This window comes from Mesorhizobium sp. M5C.F.Cr.IN.023.01.1.1 (assembly GCF_003997585.1).
Taxonomy (GTDB): Bacteria; Pseudomonadota; Alphaproteobacteria; order Rhizobiales; family Rhizobiaceae; genus Mesorhizobium; species Mesorhizobium wenxiniae.
Genome location: NZ_RZSU01000066.1, coordinates 1 through 20,634, shown reverse-complemented (window position 1 = coordinate 20,634; position 20,634 = coordinate 1). Strand labels below are relative to the sequence as shown.

Genomic DNA, 20,634 nt, shown 5'->3' with positions numbered 1-20,634 from the left:
CGGCTTGCCTCAATCCGCCGCGCTGCGGCGCCAAGCCAAGGAGACTTGCAATGCTGAAAAACCTGGCGCTAGCCGCAGCAACCGCCGTCGCGCTCGGCTCCAGCGCCTTCGCCGCACCGCGGGTCGAGCGCGTCACTTTCGCCTCGCACGGTGAGCAGATCGTCGGCGACCTCTATCTGCCCGAGGATCTGGACCCGGCGAGACCTCGGCCCGCGCTGGTCGTGACCGGCGCCTGGATGACGGTGAAGGAACAGATGCCGGCCCGTTATGCCCGCGAGATGGCCGACCGCGGATTCGTTGCCTTGACCTTCGACTTCCGCGGCTGGGGCGAAAGCGGCGGTGCACGTCGCCAATACGAGGATCCCAGCGCCAAGATCGCCGATATCGAAGCGGCGGTCGCCTATCTCGCGACCCGGCCCGAGACCGACAAGGACCGCATCGGCGGGCTCGGTATTTGCGCCAGCTCCGGCTACATGGTCACTGCCGCCGCTGAAGATGCCGCGATCAAATCGGTCGCCCTCGTTGCGCCGTGGCTGCATGATGCCGAGGTGGTCGAGGAGACCTATGGCGGCAAGGACGGCATTGCCAGACTTGAAGCCGCGGGCGATGCGGCCGAGGCCGCGTATCGCCGCACCGGCAAGCAGGCATTGCTGCCCGCCGCCAGCCTGACCGACGATCGCGCCATCATGTTCAAGGTGCCTTACTACACCGAGGCCGATCGCGGGATGATCCCGGCCTGGCGCAACGAGGCCGATCCGGCCTTCTGGCGCGGCTGGCTGAAATTCGATGCGATCCGGGCTGCTCCGCGTCTGCATCAGCCATTTCTGATGGTGCATGGCGAGGCGGCTGCCATCCCGCAGGGCGCGCACAAATTCTACGCACGGCTGACCGGGCCGAAGCAGGAGCTGTGGCTCGACAACGTCACCCAGTTCGACTTCTACGACCGCGCTGTGCCGGTGAAGGCCGCGAGCGACGCCGTTGCCGCGCACTTCAGCGCCACGCTGGGCGGTGCAGGGGAGGCAGGACAATGAGCCCCGTTACCCGCCGGTTTGTTTTGGTCTCGGCAGTCTTCGCCGGGACGCTAGCAGCTACCTCCTTGCCGGCCTTGAGCACGCAGTCCACGGCTGCGCTGACAATCGAAGACAAGACCGCCATCGCCGAGGCAGTGGCGGGGATCGGCCTCTATGCCGATTTGCGCGAATGGAACCGGGTCAGGTCCTATTTCGCGGCCCGCGTCACGACCGATTATACCAGCCTTTTCGGTGGCGAGGTTGCGACCATCGACCGCGACGCGCTGATTGCTCAGTGGCAAGGCCTTCTGCCGGGCTTCGACGCCACCCAGCACCTCATTACCAACATCGTTGTCGAAGGCGCCGGCAACGATGCGGTTGCGCGCAGCCACGTCCGCGCCACCCACTGGTTCGACACCCGGTTCTGGACAGTCGGCGCCAGCTATCTACACCGGCTGGTGCGGACGCCCGAAGGCTGGCGCGTCAGCGCCATCGCCATCCGCCGCTTGTACGAAGAAGGCGATCGCGCCGTGCTGGCCGCCGCCGCGGACCGGGTGAGCGCGGCGGCGAAGTGAGCAGCCGGCTGGTAGCCACAGTTGCCAGCTACTGGCGCAACACCGTGTTCTTGGTGCCTTCTTCGACCTGGTCGATGACCAGCAGCTTGACCGGATCGGTGCCGACATTAGTAGCCTGATGCCACTGCCCGATCATTTCGATGATGAAATCGCCTGACTTGTACGTGGTGCTCTTGCCGGTCTCGATATTGGTGACCTGAAGCGTCCCACCCTGGACATAGGCATAGCGGGGAAACGGGTGCTTGTGGACTGGTAACGTCGCGCCTGGCGCGATCTCAAAGGACGACACCAGGACCTGCACGTTTTTCTGCGGCAGCGTGATCGGCTGGCCGGACGCCGTCTCGGTGCGCGAGGCAAGCGGGGTCACGACAACCGGGGTCTCGCTGGCGTCCAGCGCGTGCGCGGCGGTTGCGGACAGGGCTGCCGCGAGCAGCAGCGTCGTCGATATCAGGATGTTTCGCATGATTCCCCCCAAGCCCAACTTCACCATCGCGCAGCAAATTTCCGCGCGCAAGCCTCTCCTTTCGGGAGCACCCAGCCTCCTCTCCTGAACATGCCAGGCGTCATGCCGCGCGTCGCCCGGAACGTGCGGGAAAAATGGCTCTGGTCGGCGAAACCTGCCGCCATGGCGGCATCGGCGAGGCCGAGCCCCTGTTCTATCAAGGTGCTGGCGCGACGCAATCTCCGGTCGCGGATATAGGCCGCCGGCGTCAGGCCAATCGCCTTCTTGAAATCCCGGATGACCTGGAACCGGGTGACACACGCGGCGTCGGCAAGCCGCTGCAGGTCGAGCTGCGAGCCAAGTTCGCATTCAATAACGTCCTCGTAGATCGAGAACCTTTGTCCCGATCCCGAACTTTCGACCTCTTCGGTTCGCCCGCCCCAATCGCCATGCCGAACGATGAGATGCCTCAACGCGACGAGCAGCGACGCCTCAGCCTGCGTTGGGTCCTGGGACGTCGAGCCTTCATGCGCCGCCGCCAACGCTGGGGCGAGGTTGCTGTCTTCGATGATCGCGCGTGAAAAAACCGGAGCGTCAGCCCCGCCCAACTCGCGGGCGACGGCCGTCAGCAGCGGCACCGAGGGATAAAACGTCCGGTAGGCCCAGCCTTCATCGGCACCTTGTTCGCCATCATGCCACTCCTCGGGATTGACGACGGCAATTGCGCCTGCCGGAGCGAGAACGCTGTGGCGCCCGATGCGAATACGTTCGCAGCCAGAAGTGATCAGTGCGATCACATAGGTTGGGTGCGTGTGCAGCTCATAACGGTGCTGCGTGAAGCGCGCCTTGAACAGGCCAAGGTCCGGGAAGCAGGGATGGCGCCAGTATTTCCTGATCTCTGTCGCGTCCACGTATTTCGTCCCTGCTGCGGTCAATCTGGTTCAAGACGCCTCTTGCGCGACCTTCTAATCGTGATCCCGGATCAACCATGACCGCCTTTGCCGGCGTGGAAGGAGCATCATGCTGCATAATGACCCCATCGCCGCCCTGACACCAGAGGTCATAGCCTGGCGCCACCATATCCATTCCAATCCCGAACTCGGATTTGATGAGAACGAAACGGCACGTTTCATTGCCGAGAAACTGCGCGCCTTCGGCTTCGATGAGGTGCATGAGGGGATTGGCGGAACCGGGGTTGTCGGCGTCCTGCGCAACGGCGCGGGCACGCGCGCCATCGGTCTCCGCGCCGAGCTGGACGCGCTTCCGGTCGTCGAGAGGACCGGCTTGCCCTATGCCTCCAGGAATGAGGGCGTGATGCACGCCTGCGGCCATGACGGCCACACAGCCATGTTGCTCGGCGCCGCCAGGCTGCTCAGCCAGTCCCGCGCCTTCGACGGCATCGTCTATTTCATCTTCCAGCCAGCCGAAGAAAATGAAGGCGGCAGCTTGCGCATGATCGAAGACGGCCTGTTTAGGCGTTTCCCAGTCGAGGCGATGTATGCCGTCCACAACTGGCCGGGCGCCAGACTGGGGACCATCGCCGCTCGCGTTGGAGCGCAGATGGCCGCCGTCGACAATTTCGAGGTGACCTTCGAGGGTCTTGGCGCACATGCCGCCATGCCGCAGCTCGGCGACGACCCGATCCTGGCCGCGGGCGCCTTTGTCCAGGCCGTCCAGCGCGTTGTCAGCCGCTCGGTCGATCCGCAAAGCGCGCTGGTCGTCAGCCTCACCCAGATCCATGGCGGCAATGTCGGCAACATCGTGCCTGGGAAGGTCTGGCTGCAAGGCACATGCCGGTTTTTCGAGCCCGGTCATTCCGATCATTGCGAGAAGCTGATCGGCGAGATCGCTGGGGGCATTGCCGCAGCCCATGCGCTCAGAGCCACGCTCGACTACCACAAGGGCTATCCTCCGCTCATCAACACGGCGATTGCCACGGCCCGCGCCGTCGAAGCGGCCGCCACCACCGTCGGGAGGGAGAACGTCACGACCGAGTTCAGCCCGAGCCTGGGCTGCGAAGATTTCGCCTTCATGATCCGCGAGGCAGGCGGCTGCTACGCGTGGATCGGCGTCGGCGATGTCGGGCCCGGCGAGGGCCTGCACGGCGACCGCTACGTCTTCAATGACGAGATCGTGCCGACCGTGCTGCGCTACTACGTCAATCTGGTCGAGCAGACGCTTCCCACCTCGTGAACCGTCAGAGCGAAAACTGACGGCTCAGCGGGAAGTGCCGATCTGAATGCGTTTCGTACCTACGTGAACCAACCCGACGCGTCTCACCCGACTGTGGCCACGAGTTGCGTTACGCGAACGGGATTTTCTAGCGCTGCCTGCGCGGTATCGGCCTGTTTTTCATCGACCTGCGCCATCACAAAGATGACGCCTTGTGCAACGTTCGGCTCACCCGGCTTTTTGGCAACATCGGCAGATGCCTGGAGAAGCCCACCAGCAAAGCCGCCGCAGGCCCCACCGACGAGGACCATGCCAGCCACCGCTCCGACAGGATCAATGCCGGTGGCTCCAAAAGCAACCAGGCCGATTAACAGACCAGCGGCCGCGCCAAATGCGATACCGCCCGGACCGCGCAGGACAGCGCTGATTTCGTCGTCGTATGGTCCGATGACACTAATCTGTTCGTGAGAAACTCCTGCCGCCTGAAGCGCGGCAACTGCACGCGCTGCCTGGTCGCGGGAATCGAAAAGTCTGCTGATTGTTCGCATTTGACACAGCCCATAACATAGTCGTCGCCCGCCGCTCATTCGAAGCGGCGGGCGATCTCCTCCCCTCATCCATCTTCGCGCTAGACTTGCTCAAACATGAGACCGCTGCAAACGTTCCTTGGCTGGGCTTCGGTCCGATCCGAGAGGCCTTGCCGTTGGACTTAAGTCTGACCTGCCGCGCGCAATGGGTCCGGCTATCGAGTCGCCCGGAACCGCGACCGCTCGCACTCGTTTGCCGCAGTTCACAGGAGGAGTTCATGGAGAGGAGTGTCCACCACCCTCATCCAGCCTGTTTCCAACCGACATTCAGACCCGTGTTAGGCTTCGCCAGGAGAAAGGAAATGGCCGACAACAAGTGCAACCGAGACTTCCTCGACCACGACCGCCTGTCGGTCGACGAGTACTACGAGGTGGAACATTTCGCGCGAGAAAATGGCGTTTCGCCCAGCCAGGTCAGTAAGCTGATCAAAAAGAACGGTAACGATCGAATGACCCTTACTCAAGCGGTGAGAGCATTGCGCGACCGGAAGTGAAAATTACGCCGCACCTTGTGCCCGGGGGAGATCGAAAGGATCGGAGTTGGCGCGTCATGACTTGCTGCCTCGCTCGACGAGACCGTGGCGCTTACGCAAAAAAACCGCTGGTGCGGTTTCCGTCCCGTCTGTAAGCCCTAAGTTCCCTTGCGATTGATCGGTTGCAGATCAAAGATGGCGTCGCTTAGCGTCGTTCGACAACAGATTGGCCGGTTCTCTCGAATCGTGCCGCTGGCGCGACGCGCCGCCGACCGGGCCGTTGGGGATATGGCGCCATACATAGCGACAAGACTGATCGATCGATGGAATGCACTGTCGCTGGCCACTCAGTTTCTGCTCGCCGGCGGGCTGTTCTCGCTGTCGGCAATGATCGTGGTGGGAATTTCCGTGACAAGCCAGATAGAAGCCGCGGTCACCCGGAACTCGGCTTCTGCGACCGCTCTTTACGTCGACAGCGTTATCGCGCCGCTGCTCCCCGACATGCGCAGGAGCGAAGTGCTCGAGGAGAGCGTTGCCCACGCGCTGGATGAAACGCTGGGACAAGGCGCACTCGGCACAAGGCTCGAATCCTTCAAGCTCTGGCGCCGCGACGGCACCATCCTCTATTCAACCAATAAAAATTTGGTCGGGAAGCGCTTTCCACTCAGCGACAATCTCCGGGCCGCATTCGCAGGCGACATAGTTGCTGAATTGGACAGGCACTATGATAACCAGGCTGAGAGGGACAGCGGCTTGCATCTTCTTGAAATCTATAATCCGATGCTTCAGCCGTGGTCGGGCGAAGTCGTAGCTGTTTTGGAATTCGACGAGATCGCTACCGATTTTGAAAAGGACCTCCGGCAGGCACTCGTTCGAACCTGGTTCGATGTCGCTGCCGTTACCGCAATTTTTTTCCTTGGGCTTTCGGCGATCGTTTTTCGTGGCAGCCGCACGATTCGTTCCCAGAGCCACTCCTTGAAGCGGCGCATTGCCGAACTTTCCGATCTGGTTGCTCAAAACAGAATGTTGAGACTGCGGGTGCAGCGTGCTTCGCAGCGCGCCACGGCGCTTAACGAACGTTACCTCAGGCGGATCGGCGCGGACCTGCACGACGGGCCGGCGCAACTGGTTGCCCTCGCGGCGCTGGGGATCGACAGCCCCGTGCTTGCCGATTCTGCCACGCCGGCTGCGGCGCGCGCACGGGAATTGCAGGCAGTCAAAGCCAATTTGGACGATGCAATGCGAGAAATCAGGAATGTCAGCAAGGGCCTCATGCTGCCGCATGTCGAGAATGCCGAGTTGACGGAAATCCTCGAGCTTGCCGTGCGAGCGCACGAAGAGCGAACCGGCGTCAAAGTGATGCTGTCCATGACCGGGGGGCACGCACCCTTGTCACAAGCGGCCAAGATCTGCATCTTTCGTTTTATTCAGGAGGCGCTGAACAACGGCTTCCGCCATGCCGGGGGTGCCGGTCAATCGGTCGCGAAACATTTCGACGGGGAGCGCGTTTCTATCGAGGTTTCCGACACCGGCCCAGGTTTCGACCCGAAGATCATCCACCCTGAAAGGCTGGGGCTCATCGGGCTGCGTGAGCGGGTAGAAAGCCTCGGCGGCCAATTTGGTGTAACATCTTCACAGAATGGCACGGTGGTGAAAATGGTTCTCAACATAGTCGAAATAGGACAGGTGTGATGGCAGCCGCCATAAAGCTCGCCGTCATCGACGACCATCCGCTGTTCAGGGAGGGCGTCGTGCGCACTCTCGAGCAGATCGGCGGGTTCGAAATCGTTGCCCAAGGCAGCAGCAGAGACGACGCCTTGCGGATAGCGGAAGACCAGCAGCTCGATATTCTCCTGATGGACATCTCGGTGCCTGGAGGGGGCCTCAGCGCGATCGAACCGGCTCTGGAGCGGCACCCGGATCTGAAAATCGTGATGCTGACCGTTTCGGAGGAAAACCAGCACGTCATGACCGCCTTGCAGAGCGGGGCAAGAGGCTATGTTCTGAAGGGTGTCGGCTCGAGAACCCTGGCCGCTCTACTGCGCACGGTGGCGATGGGCGAACGGTACGTTTGCCCGCAATTGTCGGCGCGCGTGTTGGCCGATTTGTCTACCCAATCAACCGCGACCGCGAAAACCGACGTGCTGGCCGAACTCACCAGTCGCGAAAGAGAGATCCTGACGCTCGTTGCCGCGGGATTGAGCAACAAGCGGATCGGTCTTCAGCTGAACCTGCACGAGAAAACCATAAAGCATCACATGACGCGAATTCTCGCCAAGCTCAATGTGAGCAACCGGACCGAAGCCGCGATGACACTGCGCGACGCGACCGAGCCGCCTGCCCGCCATCCTGCGTGAAGCAAGGTAGCCTTGCGGCTTGTGAGCTCGCCATCACTCGATCATGGCGAGCAGTCTTGCCCGATCGGAGTTCGTTGCCTGCCGCCGAATGATGGTGCGGCCCATCGCATCCCGCATTTCATAATGGCCGCCGTCGATGCGCTCGCTGAGCCCGTTGGAATGCACCACACCCACACTTGCCCCGCGCACTTCGATCCGGTCTCCAGTGGTCGCGTTGACATATACTTTTGGCTTGTTGGCGGGGTTTACCGCAGCAACTGGATTTGCGGGGGGATTGCCTTTTGACGATTTTGATTTGCCCTTGCCCGCGTTGGCATTGGAGTTCGAGCTCCCGGGAGTTCCAGCGTTCCCGGAGTTTCCAGCGTTCCCGGAGTTTCCAGCGTTCCCTGCGTTCCCAGAGTTCCCGGAGTTCCCCGAGTTCCCAGAGTTCCCTTGTGCCTGGGCGGCCTGCGGGCTAAGCGTCAGGGACAGGCCGTCCTGTGCCACACGGTAGGGGCTCACGACGAGAATCAAGGTCGCTGCGGTGAGGCAGATGGCGACGCGAAGCCTTCGAAGAGATTTGAGCCTGCGCTGGGATTGAGAGCACGCAGGCCGCACATTCATCATGGCGAGAACTCTTGTCTCACGAAGCCTCCGGCGTTGCGGCCGTATCGCGTCTGTGGTCAATGAATTTGCCAATAGCACGCTAGAATATCCTCTGACCGTCACGGTCTGCGTTGCATTTCTACCTGTTTCGAATTCGCCCGAGCCAATCCTCTGTACTCTGCACCATCCATCACGCTTTCGCCATCATCAGGCGGTGTCAAGACCCACCAGTCTCACGGGGAGAAACCGGTGGGTCTCGCTAGCGCAGGAAGGGACTCATTACTGCGCAAGTGTGTTTCCTTCATTGATCGGGCCCATCAGCCGATAATAAGCCCGACGGCCGCGACCCCGAACACCAGGCCAATACCGGAAAAAGCAGCCAGCGTGCCGGGTAATGCTGGGGGTCCATTGCAGCCTCATGTCACGGGTTGGCATCGCAACGAGGCCTGCAGGAGCTCGGTTCCTGAAAACTCTCCCATCTCAGGCTTTTGCGATAGCGGTCCCGGACTAAAGCGCTGCCTGTGCCAGCCCATAGTCTGCCAGCGGTCAGACTGAAGCCCTATCTCAGGCCTTCTTGAGCATGAAAGGCGCCGTCGAGGGGTAATCCATGTGGGTAAAGGCTGGAAGGATCCTCAACACTCAATGTACCGGCGACGTAAATAGCCTTGGCCGTCCGATGAAATGGAGACTGCTCTCAAACCTCAATCGATGCATGTGGAGGGGTCCGTCGCTAGTGCGGCGAGCCCCTTCACGCCGTACAAGCGCGTTAGGTCAAAATAAGGACGATCGTGAGCGTATCCGGGTCGACGATGACGATTCGGCCATCGGCCAACACGAAATATTCATAGGATTCGTAAGCCGGGACGATCTCGACGATTCGCGGTGGCAGGCGACGCAGTTTGACCTTCTGCCGCGGAACCTCGACACCCACTGAGATGTCAAAATCGACGCTGGCAGCCGGTTCGACCTTTTCCTGCTTGAGGATTTGGGTGATTTCCGTCTTCTGTTCAACGGTCACATTGCTGATCGCGCCGGTCGAAGTCTCGTCCTGAGTAGAGGTCGTGCCCTGAGTCTGCTGCTCGGTCTGGACCTTGGCCTTATCCTGCGCCTGTTGGTCGGTTGTGGCGCCAGTCTCGCCCTGAGTCTGCTGCTCGGTCTGGACCTTCGCCTTGTCCTGCGCCTGTTGGTCGGTTGTGGCGCCAACCTCGCCTTGGGTCTGCTGCTCGGTGGTTACACCGGCTTTGCCTTGGGCTTGCTCATCGGTCTGCATCTTCGCCTTGCCTTGAGCCTGCTCCTCGGTGGTGGCGCCGGCCTTACCTTGGGACTGTTCGCCCATCGCACCTTCCGGGCACCCGGCAGAACCGGCCGGGCAATTGGTGTCGGCGCCCGACTGGGGTTGGGCCGGCTGTTCCTGAGCGAGCGCTGCTCCACAGCCAACGCCGATGGCCAGCATACTGGTGATCAGAACTTTCTTCACGAGACGTCTCCTTCGAAAAGTCTGTCCCTTCTCGGGGAAAACCACCTCTGGAAAATTTTGTTCCAGGCGAATTGACCGGGCGGAAGCGATCGGAGCCTAGGAACAAACAGTCCGCGTTCATGCGCGCTGTACTGAGCCATGGTGCGCGCCGAATAGGGTTCGTGTCTTTGTTCCAGCAGAGGCGCGGGTTCTTGTTCGGCCGACGCTGGTAGGGTGGAGATTGAAAGTCTGCGCTCGCTGCTGGACAAATCTCTTCCAACCGCCGGTTAGTAGACGCCGAGCAGCCGGCGCGCATATTATTTTCCCGGTCCGCGCGCACCGGGCACATCCCAGCCCCCCAAGCCGTGCTTGGTGACCGCTTAATCGCCCCGTCGCACCTGAGGTACGGCGGGCTTTTTTTGCCTATGCAGAACTTGTTGTAATCAGCACAGCATGTTCTTACGCAGACAATGCAAATGGCCAGCGCTCCATTCACGACGCAGCTCCGGGAGTCAGACAGCGTGGAAGAACCTGTTTGGGAAACCAACAAAATCCATGCGGCGCGCGTTCGGCAGACCGCCGAACGCGGAAGGGCGCTGGTTGAGGACCTTCGCTACACACTGGCCCTGTCACAACGCTTGGTGCGGGCGTCGCGTGCGCTGCTGAAGCGGTCCAAGGACCAGGGCGTTGCTACTGAGCCTTGAAACCGAAAGCAGCCGAAATGGTCGGACCGGGCCATCTTGCAGCGTTATCAGGAAAGGCGATCGAAACGAGAATTTGAACGAGAAACAAGACGAAGCTGACGCCGTCGTTGGCGAGACATACCCGGTCGCCTTGCTCCTGGTTCTTTCTATTCTCTCGATGGTGGGCGGGGCAGTGTACGCGGTCCTTCGTTGGGAGGAGTTTCTATAGCGCCACCCAAACCTGCGATTTTTTCCATAGAGGGTGGAACACTGTCCTGCGACAAAAGTTTAGTGCCAGCAGCGTAGTATTGTCCCTCATACAAATGCTGCGAGATCGGTGGCCCCGACGAGCCCGCGTCCTCTCCCGAAGGGCGCGGACTTTCTGCTATTGCGTCTTTCCGTCGCCGCGAATGGTGCCGCCGGGCGGTCTTTGCGAGAGTTCGGTTTTCATCGGGAGCAATGGAGTTCAGAGCGTCCTCGGCTGCAGGTTGCAGCGGTACACAGCGACATTCCGCAGGCGGTCCCAGTCCTGCGATGCGTTTTGCTTCAGTCCCGAATTGGTCCTTCCTTGACAGCAAAAAGCGGTCTTCACATATTTCCCCGCAGCCGTCGCTCACGGCTCTCGTGGAAGCTCAAACACTCGTTCAGTTGAATGGAGGTTCTAATGAACGACAGGACTTTCGACCGGCCTGTTTTCGTCAAGAGAGGGGAGTTCATGGTGGAGGAAGTCGAATGCTTGGCTGATGCTTTCGAGTTCCTGCAGGAATGGCCGAAGAATCGCAGAGGGCCAATCTTTCACACTGCGTTCCGAGCTTGCCAGCGCGCCTACGATGGCCAAGTTCCCATTTCAGTTGCACGCGAGGCTTTCGCCGGCTTCGCGAGATCGGCCAAGATCCTCGAGGACGTCTCTGCAGCTATGCCCTGGATGACGGCACCGAAAACCGGTCGTTGTGGCGTGACGGCGTAACCAATGTAGTACTTGGCGACGCCCTTGTGAAAATCGCCGGCATGGACAATCCGCCAAGCAGTTCCTGGCCGGTAGCGATCCCGTTACTGCGACAAGGGCGGCGCTTGAGGCACGGCTTGAGGAAATTCGCGCATTCGAGGACCTGTCCAATTCGACAGATGGGTCTTTCTAGGTCAGAGCCCGGAGAGCGGGGCCACGCTGGGTCGAACAGCCCCGCGCGAATCCGCTATGAAGGCAGCCAACGTCAACAATATCGAGGAGACGAAACCGGCCCCGGCCTCTGCGGGCTGCCGAGTGGGTAGCGGCAGAGGAGGGCACAGCGCGGGACATTCGCAATCTGACCTCGTCGGGCACGCCGGCAGGGGCATGGCTGTTCAATAGCCTTACGCACGGGCTTGAGGGCGGCCCAGGCGTTGCTGATGTCATCGTGGCCGTCCATGCTTCTTCACCAGATGGACTGTCTCAGCGTCATCCGTGAAGGCAGGGGCCGAACGAGGCCCGGTTCCATCAAAGTCTAACGACTGGGAAAGCGCACTGGAAAGCACGTGCGGTAACAGTTAATTCAACCATTGCGGGTATTTTAGAGGAGTGTGGTAGCGGCTCCGGCAATGTGAGGCGGGGTGCTGAGTTGCCGGAGCCGCCTGCGCAGTCCGGTTGGGTTTGACCGCGCCGTCCTATTCTGGGACAGCGCGGTCAACGATTCGTTAAAATGGGAACTAATTTAAGCGTATGCTAATTGAATCGCGGTTTTGCGAGTCAGTGCATGCGTTTGAAGTTTGTCCCGCCACTAATGCCGACTTTGGTGGAGAAGCCTCCCGAAAGCGGCGTGTGGCTTCATGAGCTCAAGTTCGACGGCTATCGGTCGCAAATGATCATTGACGAATGCGGAACGCGCATTTTCACCCGCCGTGGCTTGGACTGGACGGCGAAATACCGCGACCTGGTCGCCGCATCGAAGTCGCTCGCTGTGGACAGCGCCATCATCGACGGTGAGATCATCGTGCTCAATGATGCCGGCCTGTCGGATTTCGCGGCTTTGCGCAAGGCCATCACGCGGCGCCAGCGTGACCTCTATTTCGTCGCCTTCGATCTGCTGCACCTTAACGGCCACGACCTGCGCGACATGGCGCTGCAAGAGCGCCGCGATATCCTTGCCGGCATCATCCCGCCTGACATCCGCATCCAGTTCAGCCAGGCGCTGCCGGGCGATGCCAAGGCGATCTATCACCTGGTCGACCAGGCCGGCCTTGAGGGAGTGGTATCCAAGCGTCGGGACAGCAAGTATCGCAGCGGCCCTTCGACCAACTGGCTGAAGACGAAATGCTACACCGTCGGGGAATTTGAGCTGCTCGGCGTCGAGCGTGAGGCTGGAAAGCCGGCATTCGCCCTGATGGCCGAGCCTGGCACCCGGAAATACGTCGGCAGTGCCTTCGTCAGCGTCAATCGTGAGATGCGGGAGCGGCTTTGGAAACGTGTGCAGGAGCACGCTGGCGAGGCGCCGAAGGACATGAAGAAGCGGCCGGCAACGCATTGGGTCAAGCCGGGGATCAAAGCTCGCGTGAGGCACTTGCGTGGCGAGTTGGACCTCCGCCACGCGTCGCTGCAGGATTTTTGGGAGGGAGAATAACCGGAATTCCCCCTCGGCTTGCGCGAGTGTTCGTCAAGCGGAACATAAGCAGCGAGCAACGAGTATGCGCGGGGCGGTTCCGGGTGGCGCGATGTACGGCTATTACGCGAAAACAGGCGAGACTTAGGTCCGTCACGCATCAGACCAAAGCCCCGCAAAAGGAACATTTGCGGCTGCCTGAGGTTTGGTGAGCCTGGCGCGGAGACGCGTTCAGCGGAACAGATCTCACATAAAGGAGGCACTCATGAGAATGCATCTTTCCACTGCAGCCGCGGGATTTCTACTGCTGGCAGGTATCGGCGCTGCTGCTGCTCAGGACGTAATCATCGAGCCTGAACAGGAGACCGTCATCAGGGAATATGTCAAGAAGCAGCCGCTCGCGTCGGTGAAAATCCCTGGAGTGGAGCTCAATATCGGCTCAACCCTGCCCGAGACGGTCGAGCTTCATGAAGTTCCCGACACCAAATACAGGTACGTGGTGGTCGACAACCGGACCGTTGTCGTTGACCCAGGCACACGCAAGATCATCAAAGTCATCGAATGACCTAAGCGACTGGAAAGGACAGCCCGCCGTGCCGAAAGGAGCGGCGGGCTTCTACTTTAGAACAGCTTAATGAAGCGAAGTTGCCGGTGATGACGGCGAGTAAGAAAGCAACAAACTCGGAACACATGCCACGCTACAATCAAAGCCGAGGCCGATCACCACAGCCCACGCAATCAGCTTACCCTAATTTCTCTCCGGCAGTTTCGACAACAGATGGCTTTGTTCCCCTTCGGTCGTCATCTCGCCGTTCGTTGAGTAGCGAACAATCCCTCATGATCGTCCGATGCGGCAGGCCACTGCGCTTGCGCGCGCATCTCCGGCCCTACGAATGGAGCCATGCGCCATCGGCTGTTTTGGCGTCGAAAGCTACGGGCACGCCGTGAATCACGCACGCTGCCGCCAATATCTCCTCCAACTCGTGGTCGGTCGCCTTGCAAGCCGGCATGAGTTTCCGAAGGGCGCAGATTGCCTGTCCGATCGATAGGAAGCGGGCCTTGCCTCTGGAAAGAACGTAGACTTCGGCGACTGTTTCAACCGTGACTGTGGGAAAAGAGCGGGTCATCGAGAATTCCTCCCTGAAACCCTGACCAACACGATTTCCGGCCAAACGTGGCGGCCTTCAACGCTCTGTCTGATTGCGGACAGTTAGGCTCGCCGCCATTTCGGCCATTGTCTGCAGGCAATTCATTGAGTTGCTGATCCTAGAGAGGCCGGCCGGCGCGGCTCATGGCGCGTGCGATCGCAAGCTGCGCCTCGACCTTGGCATTTTCCTTTTGCGTCATGTTGTCTGCGGAGATCAGCCGGCGTAGCGAGCGCATGATCTCTCCGCGGGCCCAGCCCGCTTCCAGCATGCAATCGACGATCGCCTGAAAGCTTGGCTCCATGGCCTTCTGACAATCGATCTCGCGATCGGGATATTCGCCGGGTCGTTTCGGCGGGTTTCTCACCCGGTGCCGTTTTGTCCACCTTGCGATTGTGATCCCGCACGCCATGCCAGCACAGTCTGCAATCCAGTCGAATACATCCGGACCGCGCCCTATCAGTTGCGCGCCCTGAACAACTTCAATGGCTACGCCCGAAAAAGCGAGGAGAAAAATCAGCTTTGCCTTGTGTTTCGTCCAGCCGACACTTGCCAAGGCCGCCAAAACGGTGAATGCGGCGACGTGGATGAGCTTGCGATGATGCGTGAAGCTCACTCCCAAATTCTGCAGGAGCCACGCCGGAAAAACAGCGAGCAGGAGGAGAACGCCGGCCAACGCGGCAAGGAAAGCAACCCTTGCCACGATCGGATATGAGCCTGCGCGCAACAATATAGGACAGCCCTTCATCCGAAGTTTGCAGAGGCCACTGCCAGCACGAAGCGGTCTAGAGCTGGGGCCGATTGTCAATTTCCAGCGGATCGGCGCATCGGCCGAATAGATGAAGGCTTTGAAGCTGCGGCCAAAGGAGGGCAAGATGCTATTCCCTTCGGACTGGGGTCCTTACCAGCCGGCTAGGAGCTCTAGTCAGAGGAAACGCTCCCCCTCGGCACGATGCTCGAAACAGAACCAGTGGGGCGTCTGACTCGGCTTCGCAAAGCCCCATCCCTGCTCGAAGCGCATCCCGAGCACCTGCCCAAGCGATTGATGATCCACAAGCCGATGAAAGGCCCGGACGGCAAGATCCACTGGTTCACCGAAAGATTCCGGGGATGAACGGCTGATCGTGGCTCCCGGGAAGGTGGCCGGCGCCGCTTGGGGGGCGTTGGGGTAGATTGCCTGTAGGGCGCCGGCCTGGCGGATTGGGGTCCGCCGCACCAAGAAGCTAACAGAGCTTGCGACCGTGGATATGGCGTGATCGCGGAAGTGCCGTGCTTGGCGTATGTTCCTATCCAGCTATGTGAGCGCGATGGCCGACAAACCGGCGACAACTTACATCGTGAGTGTCTTCGAGAAACCGCACTGGCGAACGGTGCTGACCACGATGGACAAGGCCAAGGCGGAGGCTATGGCGAAGAGATCGGCGAGAAGGCCAGATCGAAGAGATCACGCCGAAGGGGAAGCGCTAGCCGGTCAGCTTAGTGAAGTCGTGGCGGCGCGCGCGAACATGCGCCAGCAAGTTAGTTTCATTGACGACCCCGGATTGAAAGAGAGTCAGCGTGGTCGAGGCCAGAATCTGGCCGTCTATCGAGATGCTGTACCATTTAGCGTCGGCGGTTATCTGGTCGACCACCCGCTGGCAGACCGCCCGATCTTCAGGCTTCAGGAACTGGCTTTGCGGTGCTCGTAGCATCTCGACGCCTTTAAAAGGGAAATTACTGTGTCTCCCGCGCGAGGCCATGCGTGGATCTCCGAGAATGGACCGTAAACACATTCAGACAGAAAGTTGCCATTCGTTTGACCGTTGCAGGCGAGGTCTTGTGTCAAGAGGGTTGCTAATATGCGAGACAGCGCTCTTCGCTCTGAGCGGGGCGGCCCAGCGGCTTTGGTTGTGGGGGGAGGCCGCTGGGCCTGACCAGCGAGCCTTCGGGGGGCGCTCACCTGGCTGGCGGAATACATGCGCTCAAGCTAATGGAGTCGAAACATTCGAACGAAGTACGTATCGGTAATTCCGCTGCGCAGAAGTCATAAGGTGCGCCGCAATGGGTCAACACGTCTGGCACCGCAATTGCATGGTCAGGTCTGGGGGAATGGGGTGGAGGCCCGTCGCTTCGCAAATGTAGCGGCGGGTCTGCTACATACAGGTCGCGTCCCAGCCTACGCGCTGCTTCCGTCTCGCTTCCTCATCAATCGCCCGGACCGGCAGATAGGCGGCCGGCAACGCAATGGGTCAAGCCGGGGATCAAAGCCCGCGTGAAGCACTTGCGCGGCGAGGAGGACGTCCGCCACGCTTCGCTGCAGGAGTCTGGGACGAGGGCTAAAGCGGGACATCTCAAATCCCATACATCAGGGCAATGAAGATCACCGGTGCAAAGATCAGGAAGATCGCCATTGCTATAATAACGACAAGGGCCAGGCGCTCTGTTCGCATGACGATTGCAGCGACCTCATCGTCGCTCGACGGAATGAGATCAACCACCGAGAAATCTGTTGGCTCAGGAGTTTGATTGTCATTTGCGGGTCGGCTTGCGACCTCATCGACATTCTGTCTGCTCTGGGGAAGGGGCACAGTTATTTCCGCTGTTAGGGTCATATCGGGCGCCCGCCGATGAGGGATACAGCGGGCACCCGGAACCACCGATGAAGGGACTTTGCTCGGCGGCCAATACCAATCCGTTGGTAAGATCTTGGTTGCCAGCCTCAGCCCTCTGTCTTCAATGCAAAGACTTCAGTCTTACTGCACCATGGACCATAGCCCGGCGGCGGAACTAAGTGCCCGCCGGTCCCGTTGCCGACCAGTGATAATTCAGAATGGGAGAGATAGTCATGGCTGACGGTCCCACCGTTGTTAACTCAGGCGGAAATGGCGCCGGCACCGCTGTCGCCGTCGTTCTCGCAGTTATCGCAATCGTGATGCTGCTGTTGTTCACCGGCGTTATCAACATAAACGGCAGGGGCACCGGAAAGGACGTCGACGTAAAGGTTGAAGCGCCCAGGGTTGAAGCGCCTACGGTCGAAGCGCCCAAGGTCGAAGCGCCAGCCGCGCCCGCTCCGGCAGAGCCGGCCGCACCTGCTCCGGCAGCACCCGCTCCGGCAGCACCTGCTGACGGCGGCTGAAGGGACGCCTTGTTGGGAAAAATCCGCAACCTATAGCCCTGCTTCGCTGCAGGATTTTTGGGAGGAAGAATGACTGGGATTCCGTCTTCGTTTGCGGGGGTGTTCGCCAAGGGTGACATTAGCGTGCGCTAACGCTTTTCCGGGACCAGCGGGCCTTCCCCCCAACTTTAGCCCGCTGCAGGTCGGGCTGTAACCCGGTCGGCCCGCGCTCGGAGGAGGAGCGCGGGCTTCTCCTTGTCAGCCCGACGCGCCAGACAAGGGGGAAGGCCGGCGCCGCTAAGGGGTGAGGTAGAATGCCCAGGCGCCAGCCTGGCGGATTGGGGTCCGCCACGCGCGACGCCGTTCGGCCCTTTGCGCGCGGGCATTTGTCCTCAGCCTTTGCGCCGCTTGGACTCTTCCGAAATGGGCTTTTCTTGTCCGGTGTTCTCGCGAATCCCGGACTTGGCCGCAAAACTATAAAGAAGGCCTGCCACGACAAGCACCAATAGCGTGCCGAGTGCCGCCACCTGCCAGAGACCTAGCCCGCACGCCACGCCAATTGCCCCAGACAGCCACATGCCTGCACCGGTCGTCAGCCCGTGGACCTCGCCTCTCGAAAACAAAATCGATCCGGCAGCAAGGAACGCTACGCCAGCGGTAACCGCTTCGACGACACGGATCGGATCGACCCTCACGGAATCCTGCAGAAACATCGGCGCGTGAACGATTTCAATCGTCAGTATACCGAAAGTAGCCGCTGCCACGCAGACCAGGATATGGGTGCGAAGCCCGGCAGGCCGATTTCGCCATTCGCGTTCGAAACCGATCGCAGCACCGAAGATCGACGCCAGCAGAAGCCTCGCCCCAATAACCGGAAACGGGAGGTATGTCGGATGGCCGAATTCTTGGAAAAGCTGTTGCATGCGTAACCCGGGCTGACCGGCCACAACGTGCTCGGGCCGGCCAGGTTCCCCAAGGTCTGCCGGAGAGAGCGCGCATAGGTGAGGGCAGGCGGGCTCTGCTAGCTTACCACTGACTTTGACCGGTTTCCCCTGCCGCTTGGGGCCAGCCAGCAGAAGCGAAGCGGATCGAGCGTGGGAAAAATCGCACGCTTGCGCGCAATAACTCGCCTTGGCGTAGAATGGCGTTGGCTCCCCGGGCCGGATTCGAACCAGCGACCAACCGGTTAACAGCCGGTTGCTCTACCACTGAGCTACCGGGGAACAGAGGCTCTCATGTGAGTGGCGCAGCCTATAGCAAACCCGTTTCGGCTTTGCAAAGAAGCATTTCGTATTTTTCGGCGCTTTTTCGCGCGACGATTTCTGGCAATCATGTGCGCGCGTCCTCATATGAGCCGTCTGACGGGGTGCGCGGAACCGAAAACGTGGTTGCGGCTTTCGTCAGCTGGTGCTTTTACTTTGCCCGCACGGACCACCGACCAGACATGAGCGCAGCAAGCCACAACCATCCACCGGCACGGAAAATATCGGTCTTCGGCCGTCAGTTTACCATGCCGCGCTCGCGCGGCCTCAGAATTGCGATCGGCGTCGTGCTGATCTTCGGCGGCATTCTCGGCTTCCTGCCGATCCTGGGATTCTGGATGATACCGATCGGATTGCTGGTGCTCTCCTACGAGTTTGCCTTGGTGCGTCGCCACCGGCGCCGGCTCGTCGTGTGGTGGGAACGGCGGCGGCGGCCGAACTGACGGTTTGCACCGCGTGGCAAGCCTCTGTGAAGGGGCGGTCTTTCCGGCTCGACTCGACCAGGCTGATGCCCGGCGCGCTTTTTCCGGCCCTTGCAACTCCTTCAAAATGGCGGACCTTCTGCTTACCCGACGTGAGGTCCAGGCCCCGGGCTTTGCAAAATTCCGTACTTAACAGTTAACTAATATTTTGATTGCAGCATGCGTATCGACGACGCGATGCATGGCATCATGGCCGAGGGGAAACCGTCCGGAATGCAGCATGGCCGCTTGACGGCATTTTCGCCGCAACCTATTGGAACCGGGTGGAACGCCGGGAGCAATGAGGCCTCGTGGCGGAGTGGTTACGCAGAGGACTGCAAATCCTTGCACCCCGGTTCGATTCCGGGCGAGGCCTCCAAATGCCCAAGCTCCCGCGCACCAGCGCCAGGGGGCTTGAGTTCCGGTCGAAATGAGCCGCGGTCTTGGCGCGGCAAGCAGATTGGTTTTGGGCGGATTGGTTGGAACATGAGCGCTGATTTTGCCGAACGTCGGGTGAAGATGGTCGATGGCCAGATCCGCACCACCGACGTGACCAGCGCGCCGCTGCTCGAGGCGATGCTTGTCGTGCCGCGCGAGGCCTTTGTCGCCCCCGGCCAGCGCGATCTGGCCTATATCGACGAGGACATCCGCATTGCCAATGCAGCGGATGGCCCCCGCTACCTCATGGAGCCTTCGCCGCTGGCCAAGCTGATGCAGCTGGCCGAGATCGGCCCTGGCGATTCGGCGCTGGATGTCGGCTGCGGCACCGGCTATGCGGCGGCGATCCTGTCGCGGCTGGCAAAGTCCGTCGTTGCGCTGGAAAGCGATCCGGCATTGGCCGAGACCGCCATGTCGACTCTTTCGGCGCTTGGCTGCGACACTGTCAGCGTGGTCACGGGACCGCTGCCGGAAGGCCATGCCGCGGGAGCACCCTACGATGTCATTTTCATCGGCGGCAGCGTGGAGAAAGTGCCGGAGTCGCTGCTCGACCAGCTTGCGGAAGGCGGTCGGCTTGTCGCCGTCGAAGGGCAGGGAAATTCGGGTGTGGCCCGATTGTTTCTGAAAACAGGGGGGGGTGTAACCGGAAGAGGCGCATTTAATGCGGCAATTAAGCCACTACCTGGATTCGAACGTATTCGTGCGTTTGAGTTCTGAATGATTTTGGCTTGCAGCAAAGGCGTTGTCATGTTCGCTTGCGCTTGAACAATCGTTGCTGATCCGCATAACCGGGGTGTTCTTTTGGGGGCTGACAGCAGGGAACCTGAAACACACCGCGCCGGCTGCTCAAATGGGAGAAGCCGGCGCGGTGTGGTTCCCATGCAAAACGAATGAGGGAATAACGTGCCGTCTTTACGCAAGAGCCTTTTTGCCGCCGTCCTCGTTTCGGCGACCGCGCTTTCTCCGCTGGCCGCCTCGGCGGAAACTATTCTCGGTGCACTTTCAAAAGCCTACCAGAACAATTCCCAGCTCAATTCGGCTCGTGCCGGCGTCCGCGTCACCGATGAGAGCGTTGCCATCGCCAAGTCCGGCTGGCGCCCGACCATCACCGGTTCTGCGGACATCGACTTCTCCATAAGCCATTTCGATGCCCGTACCAATCTCGGCTCGAACCGGGGCATCTCGTTAACCACCGGCAACTTCGGCGTCCAGATCGACCAGACCCTGTTCGACGGCTTTCAGACCAGGAACAACGTCGCCGCCGCCGAATCGCGGGTCCGCGCCTCGGTCGAGAGCCTGCGCAACACCGAAGAGAATATTC

General features: G+C 60.5%; 24 protein-coding genes, 2 tRNA genes and 1 pseudogene. 15 read left to right on the top strand and 12 right to left on the bottom strand.

Translation table 11 applies throughout. From position 1 onward, the window contains the following. Nucleotides 1-50 precede the first annotated feature (50 nt). Nucleotides 51-1,031 carry a CocE/NonD family hydrolase gene (locus EOA78_RS23490; protein WP_127317199.1) on the top strand — a complete coding sequence of 327 codons (981 nt, stop codon included), beginning with the start codon at nt 51-53 and terminating at the stop codon, nt 1,029-1,031. Next, nucleotides 1,028-1,585, top strand: coding sequence for a nuclear transport factor 2 family protein (locus EOA78_RS23485; protein ID WP_127317198.1), 558 nt, complete (start codon nt 1,028-1,030; stop codon nt 1,583-1,585). The genes EOA78_RS23490 and EOA78_RS23485 overlap by 4 nt, the downstream gene beginning before the upstream one ends. A 28-nt stretch (nt 1,586-1,613) precedes the next feature. On the opposite strand, the gene EOA78_RS23480 is transcribed toward EOA78_RS23485, so the two are convergent. Next, nucleotides 1,614-2,048: a cupin domain-containing protein gene (locus EOA78_RS23480; RefSeq protein WP_127317197.1), complete on the bottom strand. Its 435-nt coding sequence runs from the start codon at nt 2,046-2,048 to the stop codon at nt 1,614-1,616. Nucleotides 2,049-2,068: 20 nt separating this feature from the next. Continuing rightward, nucleotides 2,069-2,938, bottom strand: coding sequence for an AraC family transcriptional regulator (locus tag EOA78_RS23475; protein WP_127317196.1), 870 nt, complete (start codon nt 2,936-2,938; stop codon nt 2,069-2,071). Between the two features lie 109 nt (nt 2,939-3,047). On the opposite strand from EOA78_RS23475, the gene EOA78_RS23470 reads away from it, so the two are divergent. Beyond that, a complete protein-coding gene (locus EOA78_RS23470) occupies nt 3,048-4,220 on the top strand; it encodes an amidohydrolase (RefSeq protein ID WP_127317195.1) in 1,173 nt (390 codons plus the stop codon). An 83-nt stretch (nt 4,221-4,303) separates the two neighbouring features. Here the strand turns inward: EOA78_RS23470 and EOA78_RS23465 are convergent, their stop codons facing one another. Further along, nucleotides 4,304-4,747: a hypothetical protein gene (locus EOA78_RS23465; RefSeq protein ID WP_127317194.1), complete on the bottom strand. Its 444-nt coding sequence runs from the start codon at nt 4,745-4,747 to the stop codon at nt 4,304-4,306. A gap of 341 nt (nt 4,748-5,088) precedes the next feature. Here EOA78_RS23465 and EOA78_RS23460 point away from each other — a divergent pair, with 341 nt between their 5' ends. The 3 genes from EOA78_RS23460 to EOA78_RS23450 all read left to right on the top strand — a co-directional run bounded on the left by EOA78_RS23460 (nt 5,089) and on the right by EOA78_RS23450 (nt 7,616). Beyond that, the gene (locus tag EOA78_RS23460; RefSeq protein ID WP_123150566.1) at nt 5,089-5,280 is read left to right on the top strand and encodes a DUF3606 domain-containing protein; all 192 of its coding nucleotides are present in this window, start codon (nt 5,089-5,091) and stop codon (nt 5,278-5,280) included. Between the two features lie 267 nt (nt 5,281-5,547). Continuing rightward, nucleotides 5,548-6,951: a sensor histidine kinase gene (locus EOA78_RS23455; protein ID WP_127317214.1), complete on the top strand. Its 1,404-nt coding sequence runs from the start codon at nt 5,548-5,550 to the stop codon at nt 6,949-6,951. Next, complete coding sequence (locus EOA78_RS23450) at nt 6,951-7,616, top strand: response regulator transcription factor (RefSeq protein ID WP_127317193.1); 666 nt, start codon at nt 6,951-6,953, stop codon at nt 7,614-7,616. Before EOA78_RS23455 ends, EOA78_RS23450 begins: the two co-directional genes overlap by 1 nt. A 33-nt stretch (nt 7,617-7,649) precedes the next feature. Here the strand turns inward: EOA78_RS23450 and EOA78_RS36135 are convergent, their stop codons facing one another. Together EOA78_RS36135 and EOA78_RS23445 are read right to left on the bottom strand one after the other, a co-directional pair. Continuing rightward, entirely contained in the window at nt 7,650-8,222 is a 573-nt protein-coding gene (locus EOA78_RS36135) for a hypothetical protein (protein WP_164783899.1), read from the bottom strand. 745 nt (nt 8,223-8,967) lie between these two features. Next, on the bottom strand, nt 8,968-9,678 hold the full coding sequence (locus tag EOA78_RS23445; protein ID WP_127317192.1) for a DUF1236 domain-containing protein: 711 nt from the start codon (nt 9,676-9,678) through the stop codon (nt 8,968-8,970). A gap of 1,326 nt (nt 9,679-11,004) precedes the next feature. Here EOA78_RS23445 and EOA78_RS23440 point away from each other — a divergent pair. The 3 genes from EOA78_RS23440 to EOA78_RS23430 all read left to right on the top strand — a co-directional run bounded on the left by EOA78_RS23440 (nt 11,005) and on the right by EOA78_RS23430 (nt 13,478). Continuing rightward, complete coding sequence (locus EOA78_RS23440) at nt 11,005-11,307, top strand: DUF982 domain-containing protein (protein ID WP_127317191.1); 303 nt, start codon at nt 11,005-11,007, stop codon at nt 11,305-11,307. Nucleotides 11,308-12,070: 763 nt separating this feature from the next. Further along, nucleotides 12,071-12,934 carry an ATP-dependent DNA ligase gene (locus tag EOA78_RS23435; protein ID WP_127317190.1) on the top strand — a complete coding sequence of 288 codons (864 nt, stop codon included), beginning with the start codon at nt 12,071-12,073 and terminating at the stop codon, nt 12,932-12,934. 244 nt (nt 12,935-13,178) lie between these two features. Continuing rightward, entirely contained in the window at nt 13,179-13,478 is a 300-nt protein-coding gene (locus tag EOA78_RS23430) for a DUF1236 domain-containing protein (protein ID WP_127317189.1), read from the top strand. A 322-nt stretch (nt 13,479-13,800) separates the two neighbouring features. Here the strand turns inward: EOA78_RS23430 and EOA78_RS23425 are convergent, their stop codons facing one another. The 4 genes and pseudogenes from EOA78_RS23425 to EOA78_RS36515 all read right to left on the bottom strand — a co-directional run bounded on the left by EOA78_RS23425 (nt 13,801) and on the right by EOA78_RS36515 (nt 15,145). Then, a complete protein-coding gene (locus tag EOA78_RS23425) occupies nt 13,801-14,040 on the bottom strand; it encodes a hypothetical protein (protein ID WP_127317188.1) in 240 nt (79 codons plus the stop codon). A 139-nt stretch (nt 14,041-14,179) separates the two neighbouring features. After that, nucleotides 14,180-14,425, bottom strand: a complete 246-nt coding sequence (locus tag EOA78_RS23420; RefSeq protein WP_127317213.1) for a hypothetical protein — start codon at nt 14,423-14,425, stop codon at nt 14,180-14,182. Nucleotides 14,426-14,500: 75 nt separating this feature from the next. Continuing rightward, nucleotides 14,501-14,806, bottom strand: a pseudogene (locus EOA78_RS23415) (hypothetical protein); the annotation flags it as partial. Nucleotides 14,807-14,983: 177 nt separating this feature from the next. Then, the gene (locus tag EOA78_RS36515; protein ID WP_206533485.1) at nt 14,984-15,145 is read right to left on the bottom strand and encodes a hypothetical protein; all 162 of its coding nucleotides are present in this window, start codon (nt 15,143-15,145) and stop codon (nt 14,984-14,986) included. A 220-nt stretch (nt 15,146-15,365) separates the two neighbouring features. On the opposite strand from EOA78_RS36515, the gene EOA78_RS36130 reads away from it, so the two are divergent. Continuing rightward, nucleotides 15,366-15,746, top strand: coding sequence for a hypothetical protein (locus EOA78_RS36130; protein ID WP_164783897.1), 381 nt, complete (start codon nt 15,366-15,368; stop codon nt 15,744-15,746). A gap of 642 nt (nt 15,747-16,388) precedes the next feature. On the opposite strand, the gene EOA78_RS23405 is transcribed toward EOA78_RS36130, so the two are convergent. Beyond that, a complete protein-coding gene (locus EOA78_RS23405) occupies nt 16,389-16,649 on the bottom strand; it encodes a hypothetical protein (RefSeq protein ID WP_127317187.1) in 261 nt (86 codons plus the stop codon). Between the two features lie 233 nt (nt 16,650-16,882). Between EOA78_RS23405 and EOA78_RS23400 the strand changes: the two genes are divergently transcribed. After that, a complete protein-coding gene (locus EOA78_RS23400) occupies nt 16,883-17,173 on the top strand; it encodes a hypothetical protein (RefSeq protein WP_127317186.1) in 291 nt (96 codons plus the stop codon). Between the two features lie 371 nt (nt 17,174-17,544). Here the strand turns inward: EOA78_RS23400 and EOA78_RS23395 are convergent, their stop codons facing one another. Next, nucleotides 17,545-18,075 carry an MgtC/SapB family protein gene (locus tag EOA78_RS23395; RefSeq protein ID WP_127317185.1) on the bottom strand — a complete coding sequence of 177 codons (531 nt, stop codon included), beginning with the start codon at nt 18,073-18,075 and terminating at the stop codon, nt 17,545-17,547. A 225-nt stretch (nt 18,076-18,300) separates the two neighbouring features. Next, a tRNA-Asn gene (locus EOA78_RS23390) sits at nt 18,301-18,375 on the bottom strand. A gap of 221 nt (nt 18,376-18,596) precedes the next feature. On the opposite strand from EOA78_RS23390, the gene EOA78_RS23385 reads away from it, so the two are divergent. The 4 genes from EOA78_RS23385 to EOA78_RS23370 form a co-directional block, all read left to right on the top strand. Continuing rightward, a complete protein-coding gene (locus EOA78_RS23385) occupies nt 18,597-18,857 on the top strand; it encodes a hypothetical protein (protein ID WP_029353198.1) in 261 nt (86 codons plus the stop codon). A gap of 323 nt (nt 18,858-19,180) precedes the next feature. Then, nucleotides 19,181-19,254, top strand: a tRNA-Cys gene (locus EOA78_RS23380). 107 nt (nt 19,255-19,361) lie between these two features. Then, nucleotides 19,362-20,030: a protein-L-isoaspartate O-methyltransferase gene (locus EOA78_RS23375; protein WP_127317184.1), complete on the top strand. Its 669-nt coding sequence runs from the start codon at nt 19,362-19,364 to the stop codon at nt 20,028-20,030. Between the two features lie 186 nt (nt 20,031-20,216). Continuing rightward, nucleotides 20,217-20,634 (top strand): TolC family protein (locus EOA78_RS23370; RefSeq protein ID WP_164783898.1); only part of this gene is annotated, 418 nt, incomplete at its 3' end.